Genomic DNA, 13,109 nt, shown 5'->3' on the forward strand with positions numbered 1-13,109 from the left:
GTTTTTTTAGAATGAAGATGAAAGCGCTTAGATGAGCACCGATTTATCATTTTTGAAACAAGGAGGACACACATGTACAAGCAGACTAAAAGAGCCATGAGCCAGCTCATGGTACTTGTGATGCTGGTAACGGCTGTGTTTGGCCTGCAGCCTGCCCCCGCAGAGGCGGAGGGCAATGCACAGGGCGGCCAGATCGAGGTATGGGACTTCGGAGGCGTACAGGCAGCGGGAGATTCCTATATCAATCACATTACAGTGGATACACTCAATGGTTTAGGTTCCTTTATCGGGGCCGGCTGGTTCAGGGAGAATACCGCGTTCGGCGACTTAACGGTAATGACCCCAGCCGGGGGCGGTTACCACAGACTATATTATTACGACGGTGAAGGGAACGGCGCATTATCTTACGGCAAGCCTACGACCAAGACCTTCAGCGACGGCTATGTCAGCAAGGGCTCTGTCTATTCCGCCGGCAACGGGGATGCTTCAGCCAAATACATCCGGCTGGAGAATGTTAAAGCCGGAGACAAGATCACGGTATACGGCTTTGTTACCAACGGGTCCGGGCCGGCAACCGTTAATTTTGCCCTGAACGGCAGCACCACCGGTGAAGTGGTGAGCAGAAGCACCGACACATTTACTTCAGCGGGACAGATCCTTGAATATCATGCACTGGACTCGGGAACCTTGCAGCTGTTTTATTCGGAGTCAGGAAGCTATAAACCCAATGTGGCACGCATTACCAGAACCCCGGGTGTTACAGTGTCCGGTGCGCTGGACCTGAATGGGCACGCGCTTTCCGGTCACTCCATTGTTTTTCAGAATCAGTCCACCGGGGAGCTACTGCCGGCTGAGCTTGCCGCTGACGGCACTTACACGGCCGCTCTTACAGCCGGCTACACGTATAACGCCGTTCTCCGGGGCGTCGGCTCTGAATATGCCATTTCGGACACCTCCAAGACCGTAGCCGTTACGCTTGCTGATCTGGGCAGCGGCATTAAGAATGTCCAATTAAATGTGGTTAAAAGCTCCATGGCAAAGCTCAGCGGTACCCTTAGCGGATTTGAGTCAGGCTACAGCCTGAACAGTCTGAAGCTTAGTCTGGTTCCGCCCCAGGGAAGTCTTGCTCCGGTTGTAGAGGCTGTCCTGGATACAGCAGCGCTGACTTACTCGGCAGATCTCCGTGCCGGAGAGCGTTATACCCTGACCCTTTCCGGCGTGAATGATTACGTGCTTACAGGCGAAGCGGATGTTAACATCAGCGCGGATAGGGTGCGGCCCCTCACGGTTGCGAAGGCAGCGGTCTATAACGCAACCGGTGCTTTTACCGGATTGCCGTCCGGGGTCACCGTCAGCAGTATCAAATTTACGAATCTTAATGACGGGTACAGCTATACCGGAAACGTTACGGGCGGCGGTTACTCCGTCAAGCTGAGGGATGGCGCTTATGCAGTGACCGCCGTTTGCTCTGACCCTGCCTATACAACTGCAGGACACACCGTTGTTAAGGGAGAGGGCGCGGCAAAGGATCTCAAATTCTCAACCTCCAAGGCTCCGGCCGCTCTTCCGCTGGTTCAGGATTTGTATGTAGGCGACAGCGCCAGGGAGCACCATTTCGGCTCGGTCAAGGAGGCACTGGCAGCAGCCGCGAGAATGAATCCTTCCAGCGAGGCTGAGCGGATTACGATCCATATTGCCCCCGGCACTTACCGGGCCCAGCTGAAAATCGCCACTCCTTACATCAGCCTTGTCAATGCCGATCCGGGTAAGGAGGTTAAAATCACGTGGTACTACGGGGTTGGTTACGATTATTACAGCGCAGGGCCGGATGGGCTGTACAATGAGGACCGGGCTTTTGATAAATACCTGAAGGGCAATCCGGGCAGCTTCAAATGGGGAGCTACCGTATTTGTTACGGGTGCTGCCACCGGCTTCAGGGCAGAGAACATCGTGTTTGAGAATTCTTTTAACAAGTACATCACCGAGGAGGAGCTGGAGGACGGAGTTGAGGTAACAACGATCAACACGCCTACCAATCTTACTCCTAGAACAGCTTCACTGGATGCCAGATCGAGAGGGGCAACAGAACGGGCGGCTGCCATCGCGGTCGAAGCCGACCAGGCAGAATTTTATAAATGCAAATTTTTGTCCAACCAGGATACGCTGTTCACGGGCAACACCCGCCAGTATTACAAGGACAGCTTCATAGAAGGCAATACCGACTATATTTTCGGCTCGGGCAACGTTGTATTCGATAATAGTACGCTTAACTTTGCGGGCTACAGCGACCAGGATTCTGGAGGCCATATTACAGCAGCCAAGCCTTCTTCCGCAGCTGATCCGTCCTTTCACGGCTATCTGTTCAGGGACAGCACAGTCACTGGCAGCTCTACTAATAACTTTAAGGCATCCGGAGATTTCGGGAGACCGTGGGGACAGGATGCCAAGGTGACCTTTCTGGATACCAGACTGGAGAACAGCTCTATCATCTATCCGGAGGGCTGGGCCGGCATGGGCGGCTCCGTTCCGGAAAAGGCAGACTTCTATGAATACAACACGACCTATAACGGTGTGCCGGTAGACACTTCAGCGAGAAAAGGGAAGGTGCTTAGCGCAGCATCGGCTGTGGTCGATGTGACCCCATATTTTGGCGCTGACTGGGTGCCTCACTATTATGAGCCGGGTACCTTGACGCCGCCTGTGCTGCAGGCTGACTCCGTCAGCGAATCCCGGGCAATAATCAGCTGGCAGGGTGCTGTCAGCAGCATCGGCTCCATCCTTTATGAGGTATATCAGAATGGACAGAAGGTTGCGACAACAACTGAAGCCACTTATGCGGCGGATCATCTGGCCCCGCTGACAAGCTACACCTTTAAGGTCAATGCCGTCAACACTGCCGGAAATACGGCGGAAAGTAATGCTGTAGAGATAATTACCGCTGAGCAGGGGCTGCCTGCTGCACCGGTCATAACGGCTGAATCCGGCGGCGGGAATGCCACGATCTCCTGGTCAACAGTAACAGGCGCTACCTACTATACCGTCAAAGGCAGGTCTGCCGGCAGTGACGGATTCGACATGCTGCATACGGTTAGCCCGGCAACGGTTACCTCTTATACGTACTCGGAGTTAACCAACGGAACAGTCTATCATTTTGTTGTCTCCGCTTCCAATGAGCACGGGGAAGGCCCGGATTCCAATGAAGCTGCAGTAACCCCGGAAGCCGGAACTGCACCCGGCACTGTTATTAAACCGGAGGATTTCACCGGCTTTGACATCGGCAGTCCCGGCACACCGGGCTCATCAATCTTTGATGAGGATACTAACCTGTTCACGCTGACCGGTTCAGGAACGGGAATCAATAAGAATGCCACCGGACTGGATCAATTTTATATGAAGGCAGTCAAGGTCAAGGGAGATTATACGATCAGCGCCAAAGCGGTCTACAGTGAAGGCCAGCTGGGGGCGATGAGCTTAACACTCAGAGAGAGCCTGGACCCGAACAGCTACCATTACACACAGGCAGCCACCGCTACAGGCGGACGAAAAATGTTCCGGTACAGCGGCTCTTCCAACGGCTCCAATTCTGTAATGCCCGTGAAGGGAACGGCCTACCTGCAGATCACCAAAACCGGTGACAAAATCGTTTCCATCGTCAGCACCCTGCCGATCCCGGCTAATCCGGTTGCCTCGGAGACGCTTGCGATCAGTACAGCTACCGCTAAGCAGCTGGGCCTGGATGAGAACGGTAATCCCAAGGAGTTGTATGCGGGGCTGATGGTGAATGCCGCCAATGCATCTTCTTCCCTTAAGGCAGTATTCGAAGATGTCAAAATTGTGATGGCCGATGGTACCGTGCTGTTTGACGCCAATGCCGGCAAGCCGGTCGCGCCGAAGAATATCCAGGCCAAGCCTTACAATGCGGGCGCCCGGATTACCTGGGATGCGTTAAATACAGCCACTTCCTATACGGTACAACAAAGCATAAGCCCGGAAGGGCCGTTTACAGAAGCGCTTACCGTTGGAGGCTCTGTGTATGAAGCCTTCGTTACAGGGCTGGAAAATGACAGAACCTACTATTTTGCCGTTACTGCAAAGAATGCCAGCGGGGAAAGTGTGCCGTCACAGGTGGTAAGTGTCTCGCCTACTGCTTCAGCGGATTTGCCTCCGGTTCTTACGATGACTTCGGCTGAGCCGGCCGCCCGGGTGTTCAGTGCCCTGCTGCCGCTAAGCGGGACCGTGGATAAGGAGAGCAGCCTGACAATCAGAAATAACGGAATCCCCGAAAAATGGAACGGGACGGAGGAGTATTTACTTTTACACAAAGGAGATACGTTCAGCGCGAAGCTGATTCTGGTGCCGGGCCTGAATGAAATTGAAATCAAGGCTACCGATACGTACGGCAATGAAACCGTTATTAAGTATACCGTCACTTATACGTATAGAGCGGGCAGCATTGGCTTCTATGATACACAGGGGCAAGCCGTTACTGTACTCGAAGCAGGACGGGAAATTTGGATACAGGCAGAAGCTGAAAATTATATCGCTGACACCAAAGATGTTCTGCTGTTTATCGGCCTGTATGACGAACATAACAACCTGATCAAATTCATCAGTACGGCTGAGACCCTGTACAGTGGTGAGACGGATACCCTATACGCCCGGCTGAGGCTTCCTGATGATGTGGACGGCTATACGCTCAAAGCCTTTGTCTGGGACAACATGACTGACATGCAGCCTGTTTCTGAAACGGCCGAGTTACAATCCAATTAATCTGCAGGAGGATGAACCATGAAGAAAAGGATGATCTCAACTGCGTTATGTGCGCTGCTTGGCGCTTCATTTCTGGCTGATGCCGTGCCTGCTCATGCTGCCCAGGCGCCGGCGGCTATACCGGCGTTTCCTGGGGCCGAGGGCGGGGGGATGTATGCCAGCGGCGGCCGGGGCTATGACGTCTATGAAGTGACCAATCTGAATGACTCCGGGCCGGGGTCTCTAAGGGACGCTGTGAGCGGAGACAACCGGATGGTCGTATTCCGTGTATCGGGGACGATTCACCTGGCCAGTTCGCTCGGCTTCACCAACAGAAAAAACATTACGGTTGCCGGACAGACCGCTCCTGGAGACGGGATCTGCATCGCCGGCTTTAACACCGACATCAGCAGTGCAACCAATATTATTATCCGGTATTTAAGATTCAGACCCGGTTCGGCCAACATCTCCAGTGAGCCGGATGCCCTGGGCGGCCGGGGCTCCAATTATGTGATGATTGATCATGTCTCGGCCGGCTGGTCGACGGACGAAGGTTTATCCTTTTATGAGAATAACAATCTGACCGTGCAGTGGAGCATCATCAGCGAAAGCCTTACTTTATCCGGGCATGTAAAAGGAAAACACGGGTACGGCGGGATCTGGGGCGGCAATGCGACAACCTTCCACCACAATCTGCTTACCAGCCATACCAGCAGAATGCCGAGAATCGGAAACGGCAATACGCCCGGCAATATCACGATGTCTAACAATGTGATTTACAACTGGGGCTTTAACAACACCTATGGCGGCTTAACCACGCTGCAGTCCAATGTCATTAATAACTACTACAAGCCGGGACCGTCTACCCTCCAGTCTGTAAAAGGCAGAATCATCAATCCCGGTGACGGTGAGTTTTTTGTGGACGGGAATTACATGTACGGCAGCCCGGAGATCAGCGCGGACAACAGCAAGGGGATTCAGAATGCAATCCCGGCTACGGTTCTCTCCAAGGCCCCGTTTCAGAATGACAGCTATACAACCGTAAAGATCACGGATGCCGAGCAGGCCTACCGGGATGTGCTGGACATGGCTGGTGCGGTGCTGCCAAGAAGGGATGCCGCAGATGCCCGGGCCGTACAGGATGTAATAGACGGAACCGGCCGGACGATCAACCGGGAATATGAGGTGGGCGGTTACCCGGAATTACAATCCGCTGAAGCTCCGCTGGACAGCGATCATGACGGCATGCCGGATGCCTGGGAAGAGGCTCATGGCCTGAATAAGCTGAACAAAGCGGACGGCAAAACCATCAGTCCGAACGGGTACAGCAATCTGGAGAATTATCTGAACAGTCTGGCAGATATGACCCATGCTGCAGACAATCCTGTGGTTAAGCTGAAATCACCTGTGTATAGCGCTTTGTTTGCCGAAGGCGGAGCCATCCAGATTGATGCAGAGGCTTCAGACATGGATGGAATTGCCAAGATGCAATTTTACAGCAATGATGTGCTGCTGGGGGAAGTAAAGAAGGCCCCATACAGCTTCACTATGGACAATGTGGAGGACGGCACTTATTTTATCTCGGCGCGTGCTTTTGATACGAAAGGAAATGCAACCCAGTCCACCTCCCTGCCGGTTCATGTCAACGGTCCCGAGGTGTCTGCAGATTGGAAGTCTGCCGATATCGGCAATACGCCGGTGAAGGGCAGTGGAAGCCTGGACGGCTCCGGTACGCTGACCGTGAAAGGGTCCGGAAAAATCACCGGCCGCAGTGACAGCTTCCATTATGTATACCAGCCGGTCAGCGGCAATGCATCCTTAACCGCCAGACTGGATTCCATCGCCCTGCTGGACAACAACGCCATTTCGGGCCTGATGATCCGGGACAGCCTGGAGCCGGACGCAGCTGCAGCGGTGATCAGCACCTCCATCGTGAAGGCAGACCGGGATGAGCTTGGAAACGGGGATAAGGATGACACGTTCTATGCCACCTATTTCTCATCGCGGATGAACAAAGGAGAGACTATCCGCACGCTGAACAATGCAGATTATCCGCAGGACTATTTGCCAAGCTTAACCGATAACACCTTGCCGATCTGGCTGAAGCTGGAGCGTGTAGGGGATACCATTGTTGCTTTTACCTCCTATGACGGTGAGCATTGGAAAGAGCTGTTCAGGGATACCTTTGCTATGGATAAGGAGGCTTATATCGGATTTGCCGTCGACGGGACCCAGCCTGCGATCGGGGATAAATACTATAACACGGCTAAATTCTCGAATGTGCAGCTCAGCAGCTCCTTTACGGTAACGGATATCAAGCTTACAGATGCACTGGGAAATGAAGCAGCGCAGCCGGCTCCTGGGCTGACCGCTGTAGCCGCAGTTACTGTTGAGCGGAATTCGATTGCTGTCCCGGAGGGTGTCGTTGTTATCCAGCTGTGTGACGCAGAGGGCAATATTCTCTCCTCGTCTTATGTGAAGTCAGCCTTTGGGGTGAACGGGACCAAGACTGTAAAAGCCATGTTCAGCACTCCCCTGCAGCTTACAGGGCTGCAGATAAAGGCTTATGTCATCAATAATGTGCAAGAAGGACAGCTCATTTCCAACGAGAAGTCCGTGCAGTTAGGAGGAGGCTTATGAACAAGAGGATCTTCAGAGCATGCATAGCATGGATCATATTCTCATTGCTGGTGCTTCCGTTCGGCATTGCCGGTGTATCGGCAGCCGCAGCCTTAACGGCCAGCCTGGAGGTAGATCATAATACAGCAGCAATCAAGGTGACCAGTACAGCCAATGAGCAGGACACAATAACGGTATTGATTATGCAAAAGCAGACCGGATCCATCGTCTATGTGGATCAGGCTGAGCTTAAAAATGGACAGCACACCTTCCAGACCGTGCTTCCAAAGGGAGAGTATTACGGCTCCGTGAGCTCGGCCGGCAGTGGGAAGGCAGAGCTGCAGGCTTTCACAGTTGAGCATACCGAGACGATAACGGGCTTCAGGCCCTTGCAGGCTATTACAGTTGCCAAAGGCGGCAAGCTTGTGTTGCCCGGCTCCGTAATTGCTGTATTCGACAGCGGGGCTAACCGGGAGGTAGGTGTGAAATGGTCCGGCGTGCCGGATACCGGTACAGCCGGCCCATTCACGGTTACCGGTAATGTGAACGGAAGCCCGAAAACCGTGGAACTGGTGGTAAAGGTTGGTGAAACGGCTGCAACGCCTACACCAACGCCGGCGGCGACCGCCACACCAACACCACCGCCGTTGCCAGGCGGACAGACTGGAGCAGCGACACCGAAGCCTTCGCCTGAAGCGGCAGGCTCTGCCATCACGCTGACTGCCGTGCTTGATCCGGCGACGGCTGTCGCGAAGGCAGAGGTCTCTGCAGCAGCCGTCAGCACGGCCTTGTCCAAGGCAGCAGCGGATGCCAGGGGAATCAGGACTGTGGAGATCATTATAACGCAGGCTGAAGGAGCTAAAGCGTATGAGCCGGTGCTGCCGGCCAGCCTGTTTGCAGGAGATCCGAAGCAGGTAATCCAGCTGGTTACTCCGGTTGGAACTATTGAACTGCCCGGAAATATGTTCGAAGCTGCGCTTATAGCAGGCAGCTCCACTGTTTCCGTGGTTATTGGCTTAGCGGATGCGGCGGCAATAAATGACCCGTCGCTGAGAGCAAGCGCCAGCAGTAAACCGGTCATCGAGCTGACTGCGAAGGTTGACGGTGCAGCCGTTGAATGGAGCAACAAAAATGCACCGGTTAAAGTATCTGTTCCATACACACCTAGGCAGGACGAACTTAACAGCGGTGAACATCTCGTAGTCTGGTATATTGATAAGGCGGGGATGGCAACCAAGATACCCAATACGAGATATGATGCGGCGGTAGGCAGGGTAACCTTCAGTACCACGCACTTCAGTAAGTTTGCCGTTTCCTATGCATTCAGGACTTTTGCTGATGCGGCTAAATTGACATGGGCGCAGCAATCGATAGAAACACTGGCCTCCAAAGGTGTAATCAACGGAATTTCGGATACGTCCTTTGCACCAGATACAAACATCACCCGGGCGGATTTCCTAGTTATTCTGGTAAGGGGTCTGGGACTTACAGCCAGCTTCAATGATAACTTTAGCGATGTTAGTCCTGCGAAATACTACTATGAAGCGTTGGGAATCGCCAGGGAGCTGGGGATCACAGATGGAGCGGGCAATAACCTCTTCAAGCCGGATACGCCGATCTCCCGCCAGGAGCTGATGGTTCTCGGCAGCAGGGCCCTTTCGCTTAGCGGGGCGGCAATGCCGGCGGGCAGCGCTGACGATATCCGTAAGTTTAGCGACAGGTCGGAGGTGGCAGCCTATGCTGTAGCAGATGTTGTTAAGATGGTAAAGGAAGGAATCGTCAGCGGCAGCGGTAGCAAGCTCAATCCGCATGCCAATGCGACCAGAGCAGAAGCTGCGGTTATTGTGTATAGAATTATTAATAAGCTGTAGCTATATTATTCTTTATGGTGCGCCTCCCTTGTGGAGGCGCATTTTGAGCTGAATCAACATTAATACGAATTCAACATTACTTTATATGGGGGGAATTAGCTGTTACTCAAAGCTATTGCCAAAAAACCGCCTTTAGGGGTACATTACTACTGCGTGTATAGAAGCTGAGAAGGAAGGTAGCTACAGTTATGACAGAAGCCATTGAGGTATATAGAGCAACGGAGAATAATGTAAAAATCATCGGACGGACCCACTATTATAATGATGTGCGGTGGCTGGCCCTCTCCGGCAGCGGTGTTGAATTCACCTTTTATGGCCGGAAGGCGCAAATCACGTTAAAAGGGGATGCTGTTGCCTTAACCGGCAATAACCTGGCCCGGATCGCTATCTGTGTAAACGGTGTGCGGGTGATTGATGAACAGCTTGACCGGCCGCTGGCAACGTATACTGTGTTTGAAAGCGACACAGAGCAGGAGATTACGGTAACCGTCATCAAGCTGTCCGAGGCGGCAATGTCGACCGCAGGGATTGTGTCTATCACAGTCGATGCTGCGGAGGGCATTAAGCCGGCCCCGGCCAGCGTACATAAGATCGAATTTATTGGAGATTCCATTACCTGCGGTTATGGTGTGGATGATGAGGACGGGACGCACTCTTTCTCCACCGCTACTGAAGATGTTACCAAGGCCTATGCGTATCTGACCGCCCGAAGGCTTCAGGCAGACTACAGCATGGTATCTTACAGCGGATACGGGATTATCACAGGCTATACGGAAAATGACCAGAAGCTGACTACACATCTGCTTCCGGATTACTATGAAAAGGTGGGTAAATCCGAGGGCAGATTTGATAATAAGCTGCTTCCCCAGCAGCTTTCCTGGGATTTCAGCCGGTTTGTACCCGACCTGATTGTTATTAATCTGGGTACAAATGATGATTCCTATACCAAGGATGACGCTGTGCGGCAGGCCGAGTATGCCCGGGAATATGCCGGATTTCTAAAAACAGTCCGGCGCTGTAATCCGCATGCGAAGATACTGTGTACGCTGGGAATCATGGGGGACAGGCTCTATCCTTATGTGGAGCAGGCGGTTAGCTGCTATTCTGCTGAAACGGGGGACAATACTATTTCCACGATGAAGTTTGAAGTGCAGGAGGCAGCTGACGGCTATGCTTCCGACCTTCACCCGTCACCGGTTACTCATCATAAAGCGGCTGATAAACTGGCTGCCCATATCCAAAAGCTTATGAAGTGGGAATAGATGAAAAGAGGGGCCTGCGGTTTTCCGCAGGTCCATTAAGGCCAAAATCAGACTTGATGACTTGTAGCAGCACACCGCTGATTCCGGCACTGCATAATCCAGCAGGTCACTATACCTTCACGGCCTCCGGTCTTTTTACCTGAAGCGGCGGAGGGATCAGCCAGCCGTTTTTCTTGGTTAAATGCAGAACTTTTAGACCAAGGGCAGCTTTGGTGAGGTGATACTTGGCAAACAAGGCGCCTACATCCTCGCGGATGGATATTCCCATGGCCTGGCTGCAGGCGACCAGTCCGGCTGCGCTGTCTGCAGCCAGCATGGCTGCAATCTCCGGGTCAGTAAATCTTGCGCCGACCGGGATGTCTTCGAGCTTGGCTTCAGGACGTAGCGGCATAGCTGGCGCAGACGCCAGTCCCTGCTCGGCCAGCAGCGAATCCAGTTCGCTGATTTCCAGCTCAGCCTGATCAATCATAGCCCCTAAGATCTTCTTCAGGTCATGATCACCGGCATGATATGTGTACGCCCGGTAACTGGATAATGCGCCCTTGGCTACTGTCGAGGCTGTCCATACGCTAAAAATCTCCCCGTAATGCATCGGCTCGTCTTTAGGGTTGCCGCCTAAAATTCCTGTCATGGATATGCTCCTTTGTCATTAAAGTGGTCTTTAAAGTGAAATGTGTAACAAAGATAGCATGCCCTGAATTGTCCGGAATTTGCAGACTTCTTTTTACGGAAACACTGGAAAAAGAAAAGCTGCTTTACTCCTGAAGAGGAGTAAAGCAGCTTGGTTGTGCAGTTTATGCTGAGCTTAGTCTTTAAATAGTATTCTGAAGCTGAAGGGTTCGAGCGCAAGTGTGATCTCGCCATTGTCTGCTGCGGCGGCTTCTCCGGTGAAGGCATCCTTCCAGCTGCCCTCAAGTGCCTGTGCCAGGGTTGCCGGTTCCGCGGATGGATTCATCCAGACCGTAAAATGTTCTTTATCATTGTAACGTTCATAGATCAGCGGGCGTTCCTGCTGGTTGTTCTTCAGGAAGCTGAACTCTCCTGTACTCAGAACCGGATGGTCCTTGCGGAGCTGGATTAGCTGTTTGTAGGTTTGATGCAGACCCCGGTCCTGCTCCTCTTCCTCCCAGATCATGCATTTACGGCAATCCGGATCTCCTTCGCCATCAAGGCCAATTTCATCCCCGTAATAAATACAAGGCGTTCCGGTAAAAGTAAGCAGGAAGGCGACCGCCAGCTTGAGCTTGTTTTTGTCGCCGCCCAGCTGGGTAAGCAGCCGCGGGGTGTCGTGGCTGGCCAAAAGATTGAACAGCACTTCATTGGCTTGCTGCGGATAACGCATCAGCAGGCCGCCGATATATTCCGAGAAGGTCTGTGCATCCATATCGTCGCTTTGCAGGAATTCAATCAGCCGGTCTGAGAGCGGATAATTCATGACGGAATCAAACTGGTCGCCATGCAGCCAGCGCAGGGAATCATTCCAGTTCTCGCCGATAATATAGGCATCGGGGTTAATGGCCTTAATCCGGGTGCGGAATTCCTTCCAGAAATGATGGTCGATTTCATTGGCAACATCAAGCCGCCAGCCGTCCATGCCGAGTTCCTTGAGCCAATACTCGGCAATATTCAGCAGATATTTGCGCGTTTCCGGATTGGCTGTATTCAGCTTGGGCATCTCGGCGAAGAATCCGAAGGCATCGTAATTAGGTTTTCCTTCTTTGACCTGAACCGGGAATTCGTTGATATGGAACCAGTCCGCATATTTGGAATTCTCCCCATGTTCGATAACATCCTTAAACTGGGGAGAATTGGAGCCGATATGATTAAACACGGCATCCAGGACAATCCGGATTCCTTTGGAGCGGGCTTCATCAACCAGTTTTTTGAGCAGCTCCAGATCGCCGAAGTGAGGATCAACCTTCATATAATCGGTGGTGTCATACTTATGGTTGGTAGGTGCCTCAAAAATCGGAGTGAGATAAATGGCCGTAATCCCCAAATCCTCCAGGTAGTTGAGATGGTCGATAATCCCCTGTAGATCCCCGCCGAAAAAGTTATCCGTAGCAGGCTTACCACCCCATGGTGAAATTTTATCAGGATCATTGCTTGTATCCCCGTTCGCAAAACGCTCAGGCATAATCTGATAAAATACCGCTGATTTGGCCCATTCCGGAGCCTGGAAAATATCAATTTCATGGATATACGGCCAGTCATAGAAGCCGTTTGGTGATTCAGGCTCCCCGGTATGAATCCCGTTCTCAGTCATCCACACGGTTTCTTCACCGGTATGAAAGCGGAAGGCATAGGAGAAACGGCGATGGTCCGGCTTTACCGTCGTTTGCCAATAATCGAAGAGCCGGTCGGTCCCGATTTTGCGCATTTGATATTCGTGATTATAGGTTTCCCAGTCATATTTATCTCCTGTCAGTGCATAAACACGTTCCACGTTCTGCTTTTTGGTCCGGACACGTAAATGAAAGGTCTCCTTGTCGTATGGGTAGGCCCAGTTGCTGTGCGGAACATGATGCAGACTTTCCAAATGAATATTGGTTGTAAGGTTAGCAGAGCTTATAGCTTGTTCATTGGATATCATCCTAGTTCCTCCCGG

General features: G+C 52.4%; 6 protein-coding genes. 4 read left to right on the top strand and 2 right to left on the bottom strand.

Annotated elements, in window-relative coordinates; translation table 11 throughout:
* Positions 1-72: 72 nt before the first annotated feature.
* From NST84_RS07210 to NST84_RS07225, 4 genes are all read left to right on the top strand, one after another.
* Positions 73-4,770, top strand: coding sequence for a pectinesterase family protein (locus NST84_RS07210; protein ID WP_342564925.1), 4,698 nt, complete (start codon positions 73-75; stop codon positions 4,768-4,770).
* 18 nt (positions 4,771-4,788) lie between these two features.
* Entirely contained in the window at positions 4,789-7,389 is a 2,601-nt protein-coding gene (locus NST84_RS07215; protein ID WP_342564926.1) for an Ig-like domain-containing protein, read from the top strand.
* Positions 7,386-9,239: an S-layer homology domain-containing protein gene (locus NST84_RS07220; RefSeq protein ID WP_342564927.1), complete on the top strand. Its 1,854-nt coding sequence runs from the start codon at positions 7,386-7,388 to the stop codon at positions 9,237-9,239. The genes NST84_RS07215 and NST84_RS07220 overlap by 4 nt, the downstream gene beginning before the upstream one ends.
* Before the next feature lie 188 nt (positions 9,240-9,427).
* Positions 9,428-10,501: an SGNH/GDSL hydrolase family protein gene (locus tag NST84_RS07225; protein ID WP_342564928.1), complete on the top strand. Its 1,074-nt coding sequence runs from the start codon at positions 9,428-9,430 to the stop codon at positions 10,499-10,501.
* A gap of 109 nt (positions 10,502-10,610) precedes the next feature.
* On the opposite strand, the gene NST84_RS07230 is transcribed toward NST84_RS07225, so the two are convergent.
* On the bottom strand, positions 10,611-11,132 hold the full coding sequence (locus NST84_RS07230) for a DUF3231 family protein (RefSeq protein ID WP_342564929.1): 522 nt from the start codon (positions 11,130-11,132) through the stop codon (positions 10,611-10,613).
* A gap of 174 nt (positions 11,133-11,306) precedes the next feature.
* Positions 11,307-13,094 carry an alpha-glycosidase gene (locus NST84_RS07235; RefSeq protein ID WP_342564930.1) on the bottom strand — a complete coding sequence of 596 codons (1,788 nt, stop codon included), beginning with the start codon at positions 13,092-13,094 and terminating at the stop codon, positions 11,307-11,309.
* Positions 13,095-13,109 lie beyond the last annotated feature (15 nt).

The organism is Paenibacillus sp. FSL R7-0345 (genome assembly GCF_038595055.1).
Classification (GTDB): Bacteria; Bacillota; Bacilli; order Paenibacillales; family Paenibacillaceae; genus Paenibacillus_AQ.